The organism is Candidatus Methylacidiphilales bacterium, assembly GCA_030054035.1.
In the GTDB taxonomy this organism is placed as follows: Bacteria; Pseudomonadota; Gammaproteobacteria; order JASGCS01; family JASGCS01; genus JASGCS01.
The window spans coordinates 34,801-53,002 of the sequence record JASGCS010000008.1 but is presented as its reverse complement, the minus strand read 5'-3'; the positions used below and the strand labels follow the sequence as shown (position 1 = coordinate 53,002).

General features: G+C 35.1%; 12 protein-coding genes. 10 read left to right on the top strand and 2 right to left on the bottom strand.

What is annotated here, in order from left to right; all coding sequences use genetic code 11:
• Nucleotides 1–15: 15 nt before the first annotated feature.
• Together QM538_06150 and QM538_06145 are read right to left on the bottom strand one after the other, a co-directional pair.
• On the bottom strand, nucleotides 16–1,206 hold the full coding sequence (locus tag QM538_06150; GenBank protein MDI9348070.1) for a hypothetical protein: 1,191 nt from the start codon (nucleotides 1,204–1,206) through the stop codon (nucleotides 16–18).
• 97 nt (nucleotides 1,207–1,303) lie between these two features.
• Nucleotides 1,304–1,765 carry a tRNA (cytidine(34)-2'-O)-methyltransferase gene (locus tag QM538_06145; GenBank protein MDI9348069.1) on the bottom strand — a complete coding sequence of 154 codons (462 nt, stop codon included), beginning with the start codon at nucleotides 1,763–1,765 and terminating at the stop codon, nucleotides 1,304–1,306.
• A 31-nt stretch (nucleotides 1,766–1,796) separates the two neighbouring features.
• Between QM538_06145 and lspA the strand changes: the two genes are divergently transcribed.
• From lspA to QM538_06095, 10 genes are all read left to right on the top strand, one after another.
• The gene (gene lspA / locus QM538_06140; GenBank protein ID MDI9348068.1) at nucleotides 1,797–2,282 is read left to right on the top strand and encodes a signal peptidase II; all 486 of its coding nucleotides are present in this window, start codon (nucleotides 1,797–1,799) and stop codon (nucleotides 2,280–2,282) included.
• A gap of 9 nt (nucleotides 2,283–2,291) precedes the next feature.
• Entirely contained in the window at nucleotides 2,292–3,251 is a 960-nt protein-coding gene (gene ispH, locus QM538_06135; protein MDI9348067.1) for a 4-hydroxy-3-methylbut-2-enyl diphosphate reductase, read from the top strand.
• 48 nt (nucleotides 3,252–3,299) lie between these two features.
• Entirely contained in the window at nucleotides 3,300–3,656 is a 357-nt protein-coding gene (locus QM538_06130; protein MDI9348066.1) for a hypothetical protein, read from the top strand.
• Nucleotides 3,657–3,661: 5 nt separating this feature from the next.
• Nucleotides 3,662–4,093 carry a DUF1761 domain-containing protein gene (locus QM538_06125; GenBank protein MDI9348065.1) on the top strand — a complete coding sequence of 144 codons (432 nt, stop codon included), beginning with the start codon at nucleotides 3,662–3,664 and terminating at the stop codon, nucleotides 4,091–4,093.
• Nucleotides 4,094–4,107: 14 nt separating this feature from the next.
• Complete coding sequence (locus tag QM538_06120; GenBank protein ID MDI9348064.1) at nucleotides 4,108–4,515, top strand: GtrA family protein; 408 nt, start codon at nucleotides 4,108–4,110, stop codon at nucleotides 4,513–4,515.
• Nucleotides 4,516–4,586: 71 nt separating this feature from the next.
• Entirely contained in the window at nucleotides 4,587–8,789 is a 4,203-nt protein-coding gene (locus QM538_06115) for a right-handed parallel beta-helix repeat-containing protein (protein MDI9348063.1), read from the top strand.
• 92 nt (nucleotides 8,790–8,881) lie between these two features.
• Nucleotides 8,882–12,376 carry a helicase-related protein gene (locus QM538_06110; GenBank protein MDI9348062.1) on the top strand — a complete coding sequence of 1,165 codons (3,495 nt, stop codon included), beginning with the start codon at nucleotides 8,882–8,884 and terminating at the stop codon, nucleotides 12,374–12,376.
• On the top strand, nucleotides 12,357–15,812 hold the full coding sequence (locus QM538_06105) for an Eco57I restriction-modification methylase domain-containing protein (protein ID MDI9348061.1): 3,456 nt from the start codon (nucleotides 12,357–12,359) through the stop codon (nucleotides 15,810–15,812). The genes QM538_06110 and QM538_06105 overlap by 20 nt, the downstream gene beginning before the upstream one ends.
• A gap of 480 nt (nucleotides 15,813–16,292) precedes the next feature.
• Nucleotides 16,293–17,384 (top strand): hypothetical protein, encoded by a 1,092-nt coding sequence (locus QM538_06100; GenBank protein ID MDI9348060.1) that lies wholly within the window; start codon nucleotides 16,293–16,295, stop codon nucleotides 17,382–17,384.
• A gap of 54 nt (nucleotides 17,385–17,438) precedes the next feature.
• Nucleotides 17,439–18,202, top strand: a 764-nt coding sequence (locus QM538_06095) for a hypothetical protein (GenBank protein MDI9348059.1), incomplete at its 3' end; no start/stop codon positions are given.

The window sequence follows — 18,202 nt, the reverse complement described above, 5'->3', positions numbered from 1 at the left end:
TTTTACATAAATAAGTTAAAACTTTATTAGAGCACCAACAATGTATCCTTCCACTTCGTTGAAGGCTTGCGCACCTTTAAATGTTGCGCTAAAGGTACGATACCCATAGTAAATATTTAATTTGTAATCTTTTAAGTATTGTCCAAACATAACACCAATTGAATTACCTTGTAAATATTTCTTTTTACTGTCTATCGGATCAGTGAATTGTACATCTGCAACTTGAGCATAGTCAATATTAAATGTATGGACATCTTCAGTAAATGTAACTTTCAAATATTGAAAGTTAACAGTTTTGCGATCTAAATAATTTTGATGTGAATTAGAGTACATTATCCCAAATCCACTATCTCCTCCAGAAATACTAAAGTGGGTAATCCCATTTCTTTTATTCTTTAATTTATTTGGATTCTGTACGGTGTAGCCTACTGTGGTTAATAGATTGGTGAGTTTTGCTGTAAGTTTGATTTCTGTTATGGAAGACGACGCGCCAGTATCTTCACTGGAATTGGTGCAGTCTAATCTAGTATTACTACAATTACTAGAAGGTGAATAGCTGACGGTAAAAATAACATCGTCAGTGCCACTGTCATATCTAATTCTTGCATATCGGCTAGAGTCAAAGTTATTAAAAATCTCACCTACAGTTGGCCCGCGTTTATCAATGTTTCCATCTACATAAAGTTTTGAGTCAAAGAATATATTTCTTTCACCCCAAGATTCAATGAATTTAGAGGTAACTATATCTTTAGTTCCAGTAATATCGCTTTCGTCAGCGCCATCGTTAGCTAAGGAGCCTTGGCCGATAGTTACTATACCAAACTCACCTCCAATGGTTACTTCAAGAGTTCTAATATTTATTAATCCGTCACCGTCTTTTGCAGTAGAAGTGGTTCCTCCGTTATAGGCAGCATAGTTATCTCCTTTTAGAAAGGTTACATCTCTAAGGCTAATGGTTTGCAATCCCGCTTCAATTTGAAAGCCTACCGCAAGTGAATTGATATTGCCTAAAGCACCTTTATAGCCAATACGAGTAGAGTATGCATGGTTGTTACCAACAGCTTCAACTTTATGTTTGCCGTTTTCAATGGAGAGATATGCTTGATTGATTGCCCCGTAAATTGTACCAGCATTATCTTCGGCCTGGCTAACTCCAACAAAACTCAGAAGTAGTAACATTGCAATTCTATTTTTTATTTTATTCATTATATTTTTTCCTTTTTTTAGTCTTTTAGTTCTGGCATATTCTATTTTACTTTCTCAAAGTTAAACCGTTTCATAAGTAATAATGTAGTTTCACAACCTACCCATTCATGGGGTAGTTTAACTGTCTCAGCCCTTCATAAACAGCGATGGCAACTGCATTAGATAAGTTTAGACTTCGTGAAGGTTTGAGTACAGGTATTTTTACTAATGTCTGAGAAAATTGTTTTAGTAGGAGATCTGGCAGCCCCTTGGTTTCAGAGCCGAAGAGGAAAGCGTCCCCGTGCTTAAATGAGACACTAGTAAAAGTAGTAGTTGCCTTTGTTGAAAAACCATAACAAGGTGGATGCTTAAGATAATCCAAACAATGCTCTAATGAATCATGGGTCATTGGTAGAATTCTTTCACTATGATCTAAACCTGCTCGTTTCATTTGTGCGTCCTCAAGAGTAAAACCAAGTGGCGGTATTAAGTGAAGAGAACATCCAGAATTTGCACAGAGCCTGATTATATTACCGGTATTGGGAGGTATTTCTGGTTGATAAAGTATAATGTGGAACATGATTTATGTAATAGTATAATATCTCTAAAATATGAATCCTGATAAAAATCTAAATAAAGCGATTATTTTGCGATTTTCAGTAATTGCATCAATTATATTTTTGTTGGATATGCTTACCAAGTATCTGGTTTTGACCTTCAGCCCTTATCATCTCGGCATTACCCCTTATCTATCTTTTATTAAAGTTTATAATTATGGAGCTTCATTTAGTTTAGGTAGTAGTTTTACCCATTATGCCAATTATTTTTTGTTAGCAGTGTCAGTTCTAGTAATTATTGTAATTGTTATTCAGGTTATCAAACAGAAATCATTTGCACTCCATCAAACAAATTCACTAGGGTTAATAGTTGGAGGTGCGTTGGGTAATAGTATTGATAGAATTAGGTTCGGTGCAGTTTTTGATTTTATCTCCGTACATTATAATAGCTGGTATTATCCCACTTTTAACCTAGCTGACAGTGCGATCACTATTGGTGCGATACTCTATATTTGGAATAGCCTCACGAGTCATAAATAATATTTTGCTATGAATCCTAACGAACATTCGTTTAAGATTTATATTGCCAACCCTCGCGGATTCTGTGCTGGAGTGCAGAGGGCGGTAGAAGTAGTTGAGAAAGCAGTTGCGTTATTTCCCCCACCTATTTATGTCAAACACGAAGTAGTGCACAATACCCATGTCGTACAAAGTCTAACCAATAAAGGTGTACGGTTTATTGAGGACATTCAAGAAGTGCCTGAAGGCGCGGTTCTTATTTTTAGTGCTCATGGTGTTTCTCAAGCAGTGCAGGAAAGTGCAAAAAATAGAAATCTTACTATCTATGACGCCACTTGTCCATTAGTCACAAAAGTACATATGGAGGTAAAACGATATAGCGGCAAGGGTATGGAGATTATTCTCATCGGCCATGCCAATCATCCTGAAGTAATTGGTACGCTTGGGCAAGCTTCAGCCCATACCAAAATGTACCTCGTGCAAAATAAACAAGACGCACTAGATCTGCAAGTTACCAACCCAGACCACCTAGCCTATGTTACTCAAACTACTCTATCATTAGATGAAACGAAAGAAATCTTAACCATATTGAAACAGCGCTTTCCTAAACTTCACGCACCCAATAAAGAGGACATCTGTTATGCCACTCAAAACCGACAGGACGCAGTTAAAAAACTAATCAAGCTTTGTAATTCTAGCGGATTAATTCTAGTGATTGGCTCTCGCTCAAGCTCAAACTCCAACCGTTTAACTGAGTTAGCTAAGTCACAAGGAGTTACTTCTTACCTGATTGAAGATGCAAATTCTTTTAATCCAACATGGTTAACTAATGTTAATCATGTTGGCGTTACTGCCGGTGCTTCTGCTCCAGAATATTTAGTAGAAGAGCTAATCGCAATGCTTAAAAAACTTGGTGGTAAGGAAGCCTCTTTTACACAAGGGTTTAATGAAACGGTAAGTTTCTCATTACCCAAAGGATTGCAAAATTAAATCTTGTGCTATAATCAAACATGAAAAAAATCAATTGTAACTATCTATATGAACTCTAACAAATTAACAACGCCGCTACTCGTATTGTGTAGTGCACTAGTGGGATACACCATTACTTTTGCACAAGATACCACCTCAAAAAAGATTGATGCTACAGCGATTAAACCTGATTCACTTAAAGAAAGCAGAAAAAAAGACCCAACTGCTGAAGAATTAGAAATTAAAGTTAAAAAATATCAAGGACCTGAAGAATATAATGCTCAATTTAAAAAAGATAGCACGACATTAAAATTACATGAGAATCAATCTCATACCGTCCAAGAGCTATTGTTGGATAGAGCTACTAATATTCAAGGTGCTGTGATCCAGCAAGCTATAAAAAACGAAAAAAATATTAAAAAATAGCAAGTATGGATATATCAATTAATTATCTTGCAGTTTTGGTTGTAGTCATCTTTCAGATGGCATTTGGTGTATTTTGGCATGGCCCATTATTAGGAAAGATTTACGCTAAGCTCCTGGGCATGGATCAGCTTACCGCTGAACAGCAACAAGAGATTGCCAAGCGTATGGGGCCAGTCTATGCAACTCAAATCGCTATAACTATTATCACCAATATATTTTTAGCCTATGCAATTCAACATGCTGGAGCGCTCACGGTCTCAGAAGGGATTTGCGTTGCTCTGATACTGTTTGTCGGATTTGTAGCCCCCACCCAAATTGGTGGTACTATCTGGAGCACACAAAGCAACAGTGATAAATTTAAAAAAATCCTCATAGACGCATCATTTCAATTGATTGTCATGACTGTAGCTGCAGTAGTCTTTACCCTCTGGAAATAACATAGAACAACTGTATGTCGCTAGCAGTTCTTAAACGAGAGTTTAGAATGTTTGTGATTGTAGGAATTTTCTCTGTGTCTCTTGATTTCATAGTGTATCTCTGGTTGTATTGGCACTACAACGTTTCAATTCACTTAGCAAAAATAGTAGGGTACATCGTGGGAGGTATTTTTTCAGCACTCGCCAATCGCATGATTACCTTCAGAACTAGAAAACCAAGAAAATACGCACTGCTTATCTCCCCATTAATTTTTGTCTGCTTGCTATTCTTAAATACCATCATCAATAACGAAGCATATCAATCGCTACGACACTATATTCCAATTGCATTTATTGCTCTATCATTTGCATTCATCATTTCACTTGCTATAGGCTCTCTCATCAAGTTTATATTGGTAAGGCAGCTGTCGTATAAAAAATGATCTTTCCCATAATTTGGACTCCTTCAGTATTCATGTATAATGTTACGGTCAATTTTAACTTAGGATTATTTATGCTTGGCATCAACCTCAGAAATTTTCTTATTGCTTTATTTATTTTTAGTTTAGTTCCATACGGAGCATGGTCTACAGCCTCTAATGTGACACAGGGAATAACTATCTATGTTAATCCTAATGGTGATGATAGAAATAATGGCTTAACTGCAACTTCCTCTGTGGCTACCCCTCAACGAGCATTAACCATTGCTCAAGATTATAGAAATAACCCAAATTACCGAGATATTATTATTGAATTAGCAGGTGGCCGATACTCAATTGCTGACACCATTGTCATAAATCAAAATGAATGTAGTGGAGATCAGCATCTATATTTTATTAATAAAGAAAATGAAATTCCAGAATTAAATGGTGGCGAAATTAGAAATTATACTGGAACACAAAATGTTAACGGAGTATTTGTTTATACTGTACCTGATACAGTTACTAGGATTGATGAATTGTTTGTAAATGGAAAACGAGCAGTACTGGCCCGCTATCCAAATATTGATGTTAATGGTAATACTGATACATTACAAGGATTTATTAACAGCGAAAATAAAATTTTATTATCTGCAAATGCAAATTCGTTCTCAAATTTAATAGGCGCTTCTGTTGTTGTTAAGCACACCTATTACGGAACTCGGTATATAGTTGTCAGTCAATCAAGTAATGGGGTAGTTGTGGACTCTGCGGCAGCCACTATTCAATTTGGACCAAACTCTATTGAAGGTAGCACACAGGGCAGATTACCATTTTATTTGGAAAATGCCTATTCATTGTTAGATGCACCGGGCGAGTTTTATTTTAATGCCAACACCCACCAACTATTTTATAGACCGAGAAACGGAGAAACCATAGCAAATAGTACTCTCAGTGTACCTAGACTTCCCACGATACTAGCTATTACCTCTGAAAATTACACTAATCCTGCAAACGGATCCACTGGTTCAAGTTGCCATGTGTATATTGGTGGTTTAAAATTTACACAGTCTTCTTGGCCATATCCATTCTCACAAGGGCTAATTGAAAGACAAGGTGGTTTATACACCACTGCGAATCAACGACTCAACTCAACTGGGAAACCGATAAGCTCAATTGTTCCAGCAGCAATTACGATACAAAATGCATCATTTGTAAGTTTTATTAGAAATAGAATTGAGGACACTGGTGGTAATGGGATAAACATAGAACATTCTACCTATGGAATTAAAATCATTGGAAATGTGTTTACAAGAGTGGCAAACACTGGTATGCTAATAGACACCCAACAGGAGCCATTTTTAGATACCAATCGGGTAGTAGAAAATACATTTATTTATGGTAATTATTTTTATGATATAGGTACGCAGTATATTTCAGGAAGTGCAATTTTTGCGACTTTGCCAAAAAATATAACTATCCAAAATAATGAAATTGATACCGTGCCCAATCTAGCGATTCATACTGGATGGCTCAATTATTCTTCTCCCAATACCAATTTACAACAGGTATTTATTACTAGAAATAAAATTTCACGAGCTGCTTATGACACCTCTGATAGCGGAGGGATTCATACTAAAAATAATAGCCCCAACTCAATTATATCGGAAAATTACATAACTGATATTAATGCCACCACTATTTTTCCATCTGGAAGTGGTAAGGGAAGTAATGGAGTTTACTTAGATAACTATACTTCGGGGTATGTTTTAGATAAAAATGTTTTTAGTAATGTCACCAAGAATGTGCACTTAAATAATGAATTTACCTTTACTCCTATGACCTACAACGGCGTGTTTAATTATCAATCTCTTGCACCAGCTAATTCTGTATCCAGTGTTGAGAGTTATGTTAGAGAAAATGCTGGACTTTCTTTAACTGCATTTGGGGGAATAAGAAACGCATTACAAAATACCTATATCGGAGGATCTCAATTTGATTATCAGAGCACTCTCGCACTAGTACCTCCTAGTGTTTACAGACGGTTTACTCAAAATTCAGGTTTTGCCTTGAATCGAGATACCAGTAGCTCGTATGTACAGAACTTTGAAGCCTACTCTCCTACATTGTCGCAAAGTGCAAGCAGAGACTATTTCCCTATCAATTTTTATTTTTATAATGCTTCGCCATCAACTGGAAGCCTTTCTATCGTAGATGCAGGTACCGGAAACCAAAAATTACAAATTAGTGATACTGGAACTTCAAGTGCAGCTAGACAAAGAGTAGGCGTCTCACTCAATGGATATTCAAGTGGCACAGTTACCTTTTCTGCAAGAGTAAAGGCGCTACAAAGCACTGGAGCACTTAATTTAAACATAGTTGCTCGCGACACCACCTATGCGACTAACACATTTAAAGTTGCAAGTTTAGGGTTATCAAATAGCTCTCAAGGTATTAAATTAGTTTACAACGACACTGTTACTCAAACGCTTTCTACCTATGCTGTCAATACTTGGTACACGCTTAAAATGGTTCTCAATCTAAATACAAAGGTATTACAATCCTATATTAATGATATTTTGTTTAGTACAAATACTGTTTCGAGCGCTTCTGCATCACTCACATTAGATTCATTGAGTATTACAGCTGAAAATGGGACTGGAACCTATGTCGTTGATGACTTTACAGTTCAATCAAGCGATAATCTTAATTCAATAATTAATATTGTCCTTCATCCGATAAGCGCATCGTATCTATCTAATTATTCTGGAGCGCTTTCTTGTGTCGCGTATTCAACTAATACTAGTTACTCCATTGGATATCAATGGCAGAAATCTTCCTCTAGTAACGGTGAGTATACTGATATACTTGGCATGACTTCAAGTAATTACTATTTGCCAACTGAAAATATTGGAACAACATACTATAGAGTAAAGGTAATTGCGAGAAATAGAGCAGGAGATGAAGTAACGAGCAGTTATAGCAATGTTGCATCAGTGAACAATCAATCTATCAATGATTTTACCCCAACAATACGCTCACAACCACAGAGTGCTACTTATACAACTGAACAAATTTCAACTATAAACCAACTTTCGGTTGCTGCAGATACAACTAATCAATCTCCACTTTTTTACCAATGGCAGTCTGCAACTACTGCAAATGGGATTTTTAATGATATACCTGGCGCAACCAGTGATACTTATTTCCCTTCACTGGTTAACATTGGTAGTATGTACTATAGAGTAATCATTACCAGTAGAATTAACTCTGACCCTGATTCTGGTCTAAGTGATGTGTATCAATCAACGAGTAATGTCGCAATTATTACCATTATTCCAAGTTCATTACCGTCAGTGGTAATTTCAAGTCAGCCGTTAAGCGGAACTTACAATTTAAATCAGATTGCCAATTCATTACAAGTAGTAGTAAATGATACCTCTATTCCATCTAGCATAGCTCACACAAAGCAGTATCAGTGGCAATCAGCAACAACAGTAACTGGACCGTTTACAAATATTTCAGGAGCAAATAGTAGTAACTTTATCCCTGTTACTACTAGTGCAGGAGTAGTCTACTATCGGGCACTAATCACCATATCGGCAATTGGCTATAATTCAAGTACTATTACAAGTGCGGTGGCGACAATTACTATCAATCAACAAAACTCAGCAGCCGCGACAATTACTACTCAACCAGTAAGTGCTAGTTATCAGTTTGGCGCTCTCGTTACCCCATTACAGGTAATCGTCAGTTCCATTCCTTCAAGTACGATAACATATCAATGGCAAACCGCATCAAGTAGTAATGGATCATTCACTTCAATTACTGGCGCAACGACGAGTACATTCTCTCCAAGCACATCGGCACTTGGAGTCATCTATTACCGTGTGGTGGTTACTTCTACTGAGAGTGGAAAATTGCCAACTACGACTATAAGCTTGGTTTCTAACCTCGCAGTTACTCCTTCTTATACAATACTACCTACCATAACTAGTCAACCTACTTCTAGGACAACTTCGTCCTTGATAAACCTATCAGATAGTTTTACTTTTCAAGCTAGTTGTCCTAGTTATGCAACGGTTTCAAATAAATGGCAATATTCACTAAACGGAACCTCTTGGAATTTTAGAACAAGTGACACGAGTATGCAAACCTCACTTAGTTCTTATAAAGGATTAAATAATAATATTATTCCAACACGAGTATTTATTAGAGTTCGCGTGTATTGTAACTATCCTGATACCACCACCACTAATATCTATAGCAATGTTGTAACCTTGAGCTATGTTCGGTGAGCAATTATTCTAAAGTGTGAGCAATTCTGATATTGTAAGTGAAATTGAGTTTCTAACATAAAATATACTCACTATGCTTGATAATAGGCTATATGGGTAATAAAATAATTGATAATAAGCGCTTGCGACTTGTTGATTTTCTTAACAAGCATGCTGGAAGTTTCAAAGATTTATCTATTGCTACAGGATACTGGGATTTGCCCGGTATGCATTCCGTCATAGATGCAATATCCAGTTATAAAAAAATCAGATTACTCATCGGACAAGAACCAGTAAGTCCTCGCTATAAATCTAAAGATGAATACTCACAGCCATATCCTGAAATTGATATTTTTAAAGACTTATCTATGCTTGAGCATGATCCTAAATATAAAAAACTAATTACTGACATTAAAAATATGATTGACGCTGGCGTTCTTGAAGTGAAACTATTCAGAGAGAGCTTCATGCATGCTAAATGTTATATTCTTGGTAATGCCAAAGATGAAAGACCAATCGGCATTATTGGCTCTTCTAATTTTACTTACAATGGCTTGCATTCTAATATTGAGCTTAACAATGCCGAAGATCAAACCCAGATAATTAAATTTAGACCACAAAGTGAAACCGACCCCCCAGGACATTTGTATTGGTTTGAAGAGATGTGGAATGATTCTAGATCTGTTAGTTGGGATGGTAAATTTAAACAATTGCTAGAAGAGTCCCCAGTTGGTGATATGCTCTTTAGCCCGTATGAAACCTACATTCGTACCCTGTATGAATTATATAGTGATGAAATAGAAGGAGCGCCACTACAATTTAATTTTGCAACAGGGATAGATTTATTAGCTTTTCAAAATATAAATGTTCAACATTTAATAAAAAAACTTAATAAATATAAAGTTGCCATGCTTGCTGATTCCGTTGGGCTTGGTAAGACCATTACAGCAATTGGGGTAATTCAGCAATACAGAAATAGCAAAGAAGGGAGAAAGCGAGTTGTAGTTATTTGTCCAAAGTCTATTAAAGAACAATGGAAGTATGAACTATTGTCAAATAATATAGAACTCACACCTATTGTTTTACAAAACTCAAATGCCATCCAAGAAGAAATGCAACTAGATGCTATAGCTTCAGTTAGTTTGTTTGTTATCGATGAGTCGCATAATCTAAGAAGAACAGGGGGAGAGCGATACTTGAAATTATTGCAATGGATTAAACAAAATCCCAATGCTCATGTCATGTTGCTAACCGCAACTCCGATTAATAATGAACTAAAAGATATTTCAAATCAATTTTTACTTGGTACCAGAGGGTATGGGGACCTTCTGAAAGTCCATGTTCAAAATTCAAAGACTGGTAAAACAACCACCAAGGATTTTGTAAAAGTAATAGAAGAGCTGGAAAAAAAGCTTAAAAAAAATATCTCAATGAATAAACCTATTGACTATCAAGAAATTAGAAAAGTGATTGGCCCGATTATAAGAAGTGTCGTAGTTAGAAGAACCAGACAAGGAATTATCCGAGAATATGGAAAGTTAAAAATAAATGGAAAAGATGTTGGCTTTCCTGAATCTACCCCAAAGAACCATCCATACCAGTTATCACATGAGCTATTAAAGAAGCTGCTCTCACTTTCCAGTGAGAAGTTTGATTTGAAGTTTCTATATTCTAAAAACCCAGAAGAGATAATTGAATATTGTGATAACTTAAAACATCCGCTTGATCAGCTAGAACTAGTTCCCAATCAGATCAGTGAGAGTGAATTGCAAAACGAATCACCCATTTATTTTGTCTATCAACTAATTCTATTACTAGGCTTCGTCCCCTATCGCTGGAGAATTTATTACAATGAATACTACGGCAAATCTCCCGAGCAGATAGCGGAGCTTGCATTACCGGGTGATAAGAGCAGAGAGCTTCAGCAACAACGAGGTATTTACGGAATATTCAGAACTATGTTTCTAAAAAGAATGGAATCATCGGCATTTGCAATTTCTAAATCTATAGATAAATATGAGAAAAAATTAAAAATGTTTCATAATGGCATTAAAAATAATATCATAGAGGGTATTGAGGACGATGAGAATTATAAAGAAGCACTACGAGATGATGAAGATGAGATATTAGAAGAAATTGAAGACACCCTTTCTGAAAAACAACTCAAGGTTCTAGCTACTATTGACGTAAACCAATTTAATATTCCGGCACTTCTAGCAGATATAGAAAAAGAATACGAACTTATTAGAATCATTAGACTGCAACTACAATTCTTTAATAACAACGACGCTAAGCTTAATGAGTTGAAGAAGCTACTAACACGTATCAGTACAGATAAGCCCGAAGGAAATAATAAAGTTTTAGTTTTTTCTTATTTTGCCGACACCGTTCAGTACCTAGAAACAGAGCTAAGCAAATCTTTTTTAAAGCCAGATCAAGCCGCTTTTATTACCTCAGCCAATAGAAGTAAAGCCAACCATTACGCATCGTTATTCTCACCTAACTCTAAAAAATACCAATTTAAAGCCGATCAACAAGAACTCCAATTTCTCTTCACAACAGATGTATTAGCTGAAGGACACAATCTTCAAGATTGTGGAGTTATTATCAATTATGATTTACATTGGAATCCAGTCAGAATGATTCAAAGAAATGGAAGAATCAACAGACTTGGATCACCTTTTAATGAGGTGTTTATCTATAATATGAGTCCCCAAACAAAATTAGAGTATTATTTACAGCTTGTTAAAAGATTAGAAGGCAAGATTAGCATGATCAATAACACCATCGGAAATGATCAATCAGTGCTTGGCGAAGTAGCCAACCCAATTGAATATATAGAAAGCCTAAAAGAACTCTACAGCGATAACGAAAAAGTCAGAAAGGGAGCGTTTGAACAATTAGAAGAGACTGGCGATTTTATGTCTGTAGAAGATGATTATATCCTTGACTTAAAGAAGTTTTATAATGATCCATCCATAACAGAAGAATATAAAAAGAAAATATTTGGGATTGCAGATGGTAAATGGGCAAAATTACCCACCCATCTCTCGCATGACCATGAGGTCGTTGTATTAGCGCGACTCTACAAAGATAACATTCTTCAGATACCACAGTTTATTGCTATTAACCCCAATGACGCAACAAACGATTCTACGATTAGCTTTTTACCATTGCTTGACGCATTGCAATTAATCAAAACTAATCCTGAAAACAATAGAAAAGAAAGCGATAAAATAACACTTGATAAAAGGGCAATCAAAAATCAAGCAAGTAATCCAGAGTATTATGAGAATAAGGTAAAAAATCCTTCCCATGCTAAAGGCACTAAAAAAGAAGTGATTGATATCTTATATAATAAATATCATCATAGCCCTGAGACTATACAAATGGTACAGCAAGCATTTGTAACTACTAACCATATTGAAAAAAAAGAAATTGACAGTCTAGTAAGAGCCATCATACAAAATGAAAAACAACAAAAGAATAATACCAAATATATTAATTCATTAATTACTATCGCTAAAAATTTAAATGACTCTGAGATTTCTGTGATAAAGCCAGACAAAGCAGAAGTAGTGATCTATTATGCAGCTAAAAACTCATAGCACTTCGCCATCCTTTGATGGTCTAAATAGCGCATTAAAATTACTAAAAACACACCCTTCGTTTCCTAATGCCAGACAAGTTGTTGAGTCGGTATTGTCTCTACTTGGCGCAACTCAGGTAACTATTACGCAAGTAGATTTTGGCGGCAAGATTGATAGATTGCTAAAGCTAGCCCATGGATTTGGTGATAGATTTGCGAGCTATGAGATTGAGTTTAGTAATAATAAAAATCTTAATGATAATTTTGAAGCGCATCTATTTTGGCTACACAAACCAACTAAGCGGAATATTAAAAATATCACAACCCTTAACTCTAATTTTGAAGATGAGCCTATGTATGCAAGCTATAAAATTGGAATAGATATAATCATCGCGCCTAATCTGGAATCAGTTTCAATAGTATTATCCAACAATTACAAGTTGAGAGTGCTTGAGTTACAAAATATATTATCTAATACACAGCAGAAAATATTTGAGCATTGGCACCGAGCATCTACGCTCAAAACAAAAAAAGAACTACACGAGCTCCTCTGGAACTCATTTAGTATTCAACCTCTAAACGAAGAATTCTATTCTGATATCCATAAATATTTTGTTGAGTTAATTTCACACTTTAATAAAAACGATATATTTGAAAATACTGACAGACCTCGCTTTGTAAATAGACTAATTGGCAGAATGTTATTTTGCTGGTTCCTAAAGAAAAAAGAACTGATTTCTCCAAAACAAAATTATTTTGAAGTTGAAACTTTAAACTCCACTGACTACTACAAACAAAAACTCCATAAACTATTCTTCCAAACTTTAAACACTCCCCAAGAAGAAAGAGGTCTAGAAATAGACGCAGACTTGGAGACACCATACCTTAATGGAGGATTGTTTGAACTAAAAGAAACTGACAAAGAAATAATTAATAAAAAATATCACACTAAAATTCATATCTTTCCAATAGACTATTTCAAGAAACTGATTAAAACACTAACTAGCTACAATTTCACCACTGATGAAAGCACCCAAGACTACCAACAAATCGCTATAGATCCAGAAATGCTCGGCAAGATATTTGAAGAGCTTCTCAGCCAAGAACTGACCGATTCAGGTAAATCTGAGCGAAAATCAAAAGGAGCATACTATACTACCAAAGAAATCGTAGAGTACATGTGCAAAGAAAGCCTCCAAGCATATTTAATCAATGAACATAAAAACGAACCTAATATCAGAGAATTCATAGATCAAGTTTTAGAAGCTACCAACAACAAAAACCAAACCACCAATAATAGCAACTTCCAGCATCTTAAATACAAAGTTCAAGAATCATTAGATAATATTAAAATTATTGATCCTGCCTGCGGCTCTGGAGCATTCCCCATCAGCATGCTCCTCAAACTCATCGCCTATTACGAACAACTTGATTCTGATGATGATAAACTAGGCACTAAAGATCGGTATAAAACAAAGCTAAAAATCATAAAAAATAATATCTATGGAGTAGATATAGAGCCTATGGCTGTTGAAATAGCCAGACTTAGAGCGTGGCTCACCCTCATCGTAGATGCCACCCTAAAACCAAGCTTGTCAAATAGTGGCATTGACGAACTTCCTAACCTAGACTTTAAATTTATTTGTGCAGACTCACTAATGAAACTAGATACAGATACTAGCTTCTTTGAACATAGAACACTATTCAAAGATATATCAGAACTAATCAAGGCTTATTTTAAACCAAGTGATAAAAAACAAAAACAAAAAATTCAAGATGATTATGAAAAACTGATATCTAAACTTCCTGAACAAGACACAAAATCTGTTCAACACAGCCTATCATCTTACCGACCATTTACTCCAGACTCCCAAGCGCTATTTTTTAACTCAGAGTTAATGTTTGGAGGAATAAAAGAGTTTGATATAGTAATAAGCAATCCACCATATGTATCAACTAAAGGAATAAGTGAAGAATACAAAAAGCAATTAAAAAAATACTATAATTATAGCGATGATTTGTACTCCCACTTCTTCTTTAAGGGAATAGAACTATGCAAAAAAGAAGGCATCGTGGCCTACATTACAAGTAATACTTATTACTCAACCGTAACTAAAACAAACTTAAGAGAGGAGCTTTTAAAAAATAAGATTCTGATCTTATTTGATACTGAAAACCCTTTTGATAAGGTATTAGTCTCTACCAGTGTTGTTATTCTTCAGAAAACTCCTCCAAATTCAAATACTATTAAGTATCTCACCCTAAAAAACAATGATGTAACAACACCAATTGAAACAACCATCTTACAAAAGACTTACTGTAATGCAACTAACAATGTCATTTTCAAACCAACACCTTTAAGCATGTTAATTTATGATAGATATAATCAACCGATAAAAAAATTACTGCTTACCCACCAAAACATAATGGGTACAGCAACTAAAATAAAGAATAATAAATCATACCTTGACAAATATGGAAAAGAACTCTTACCTGGTGATATAACACTCATGGGGTTGATAACTCAAGGAGGCCAAGGACTAGCTACTGCTAATAATGGTAAATTTGTAGGAGTGTTACAATCAACAAAAGAAGCCACTACCACATCAACAAAAAGAATAAAAAAGCTGACAAAATTTCTAATTGATAATAATATTAAAACATACGGCACCAATGAAGAAAAAATTCAATCTGCATTAGATACACTAACCGAATATGAAATAAGAGATATAATTGATGCATTAAAAAATAAATACGATAGAGATATACTAAGCCGAGGATTTCTTTATAGAATTGTAGATAAATCTGAGGTTAAAGATGTAAATAAAATAACTGAAACAGAAAAATTAGAAGGCATTAAAAGAGGCCCAACATTTGTTCCCTATGAGAAAGGCGATAAGGACGGCAATAGATGGTATCTCAGAACCCCATACTATATAGATTGGTCATATGAAAATGTAAAGTGGTTAAAAGATAATACTGGAAAGAAAGACATTGGTATGCCAAGGTTTCAAAATTCACATTTCTATTTTAAAGAAGGATTTTGCTGGAGCGATATACACACCCTTAATGTAAAAGCAAGAATTAAATCAATAAGTGTACATGATGTGAAAAGTATGAGCCTTTCAAGTACTATAAAAACCGTTTCAGACAAATTTATTATTTGCATACTAAACTCCAGTTTTATTAATAAATATATCTCTTACTTTATATGTAACACACAGACCTTTCAAATTAATGACGCTAGATTAGTACCTATAGTTATTCCTACCCCAGAACAGCATAGAGAGTTCATTCAGATTTATGATAAAGCATATAAAATTAAATGCGATCAGTTTGATAAAGTGATCTCAGAGCCAGAAGCAGAGAGTGCCTTGATTCAAGTTGAGCGACTACTTGATGAAAAAGTATGTGCCCTATACGGCATTGACCAAAATCTCCTTGATGCCACCTAACTTCAATGGTTAAATTTGAAAAAAATTAAGAAAAACCAAAGAGTGGCGACGAAAGTAAATCGAATAATTATACTGATCTTACTGAAAACTTAAATCAAATATTAGAGGAAGAGAGACCAGAATATAGATTGATTGCTAGTAGTAGTAAATTAACAAATATTACAGATTAAAATGAGATTGATCCTATCAATGAAGCAATTAATATTCCTGTAAGTTCAGATTTAGAGAATTATAAACTGCATTTAACTAAAGCAGTTGGCTTTCTTTACTGCAAGATAATAAAGGCTGATATTGCTACCTATATCTACTACTATTGCTAGTAAATTTCTGTCAGTAACTGGTATCACGAACTGGTTACAAATTGTAACCAGTTGAGTTTTAATTGCAAATTTATGGGGAAATGTCAATTTAAATGATTGTTTTTAATGATATAATTAATATGATTCTCGGAGAAAGAACAATTTGAATGAGGATAGTAGTATGATTAGTAAAATTGTTGTCTTTGTTGTTGGTTGTATTGTTATAAATGGGATAGTAGTAGCAGAAGAAGTTTCAACTCAAGTTGTCGTGCCTCCTGTAAAAACTCCTGAAGCCCAAAAAATAACTGAAGTAATTGAGCCAGTTGTAGCTCCTCCAGTTTCAACTTCTGAAGTCCCACCCCCACCCCCTGAATTTAGAAAACCTTCTAGGTCAGTTTCAATTACAAGAGAAATAGATAAACAAAAGGCTACTGTCACTCATCATGTCGGTGGCGATGTTTATAATATATTTATTGAAGGTGATAATAATACAGTGATAGTACCTGTGCCAGATAAAGCGCCAGATATTCTTCCAACACCTGAGATAAAAGAGAAAGTTGAACTTCCAGCACAATTATCTTCATCTAAACCTACACCTACTAAATCTTCTGTAGTTGTAATGGCTGGAAAGCAGAAGAAGGAAATTTATGATGCCTTTTTTGGATTTTCAATTTACATTCCATTTTTGACTTCTGAGAAATCTAATAATCAAATAAGAGATAATATTGCGACTACTGGAAATTTAAAAATTTATTTAGGTAGCTGGTTTGATGATGGTGGTTTTGGTTTTGAAATTGGGCAAACTAAGATAGGCAATTTTGATTCAGCATGGGAATTGGAATGGGAACCAGACCATGAGATAGTAGTTGGTAACAAATTGTTTAGCGATGTAACTAAAATTGTTTCAAGAGCAGAGGTATCGTACCTTCGCTTTATGCTTGGGGGTAAGACTGAAGATGGCATTCGATTATATGCCTCGTTAGGCAGGTATGAAGCTAAAATTAAATATTCTGTTGAAATAACAAAGCGAACTTATAATCCATACAATTATTATTACAATTACTACCCTTACGGCTATACCAGAACTACTACGACTATATCAGGCTCTGATAAGAAAGATGGTAAATTAGTAGGCCTTGGTTTAGATATGGATATAGATGAACATGCTAGTTTTAGAGTGGATTTAAATCGCTATGTTGATTTAGGATCACATCTTGGCTTTGACTATAAACATGTTCATAGTATTGAGCTTGGTTTTAATGCACGATTTTAATGATATAATTAATACGATTCTCGGAGAAAGAACAATTTGAATGAGGATAGTAGTATGATTAGTAAAATTGTTGTCTTTGTTGTTGGTTGTATTGTTATAAATGGGATAGTAGTAGCAGAAGAAGTTTCAACTCAAGTTGTCGTGCCTCCTGTAAAAACTCCTGAAGCCCAAAAAATAACTGAAGTAATTGAGCCAGTTGTAGCTCCTCCAGTTTCAACTTCTGAAGTCCCACCCCCACCCCCTGAATTTAGAAAACCTTCTAGGTCAGTTTCAATTACAAGAGAAATAGATAAACAAAAGGCTACTGTCACTCATCATGTCGGTGGCGATGTTTATAATATATTTATTGAAGGTGATAATAATACAGTGATAGTACCTGTGCCAGATAAAGCGCCAGATATTCTTCCAACACCTGAGATAAAAGAGAAAGTTGAACTTCCAGCACAATTATCTTCATCTAAACCTACACCTACTAAATCTTCTGTAGTTGTAATGGCTGGAAAGCAGAAGAAGGAAATTTATGATGCCTTTTTTGGATTTTCAATTTACATTCCATTTTTGACTGATGCGAAAATTACTAATAAAAATTTAGAAGCGAGCAGTGGAAGTCTTAAAATTTATTTAGGTAGCTGGTTTGATGATGGCGGTTTTGGTTTTGAGATTGGGCAAACTAAAATAGGCAATTTTGATTCAGCACGGGAATCGAAATGGGTATCAGACTATGAATTAGTAGTTGGTAACAACTTGTATAGCGATGTATCTCAAATTGTTTCAAGAGCAGAGGTATCGTACCTTCGCTTTATGCTTGGGGGTAAGAC

Coding starts and splice junctions, on each gene's coding strand:
- QM538_06150 (MDI9348070.1), bottom strand. CDS start 1,206: ATGAATAAAATAAAAAATAGAATTGCAATGTTACTACTTCTGAGTTTT.
- QM538_06145 (MDI9348069.1), bottom strand. CDS start 1,765: ATGTTCCACATTATACTTTATCAACCAGAAATACCTCCCAATACCGGT.
- lspA (MDI9348068.1), top strand. CDS start 1,797: ATGAATCCTGATAAAAATCTAAATAAAGCGATTATTTTGCGATTTTCA.
- ispH (MDI9348067.1), top strand. CDS start 2,292: ATGAATCCTAACGAACATTCGTTTAAGATTTATATTGCCAACCCTCGC.
- QM538_06130 (MDI9348066.1), top strand. CDS start 3,300: ATGAACTCTAACAAATTAACAACGCCGCTACTCGTATTGTGTAGTGCA.
- QM538_06125 (MDI9348065.1), top strand. CDS start 3,662: ATGGATATATCAATTAATTATCTTGCAGTTTTGGTTGTAGTCATCTTT.
- QM538_06120 (MDI9348064.1), top strand. CDS start 4,108: ATGTCGCTAGCAGTTCTTAAACGAGAGTTTAGAATGTTTGTGATTGTA.
- QM538_06115 (MDI9348063.1), top strand. CDS start 4,587: ATGCTTGGCATCAACCTCAGAAATTTTCTTATTGCTTTATTTATTTTT.
- QM538_06110 (MDI9348062.1), top strand. CDS start 8,882: ATGGGTAATAAAATAATTGATAATAAGCGCTTGCGACTTGTTGATTTT.
- QM538_06105 (MDI9348061.1), top strand. CDS start 12,357: ATGCAGCTAAAAACTCATAGCACTTCGCCATCCTTTGATGGTCTAAAT.
- QM538_06100 (MDI9348060.1), top strand. CDS start 16,293: ATGATTAGTAAAATTGTTGTCTTTGTTGTTGGTTGTATTGTTATAAAT.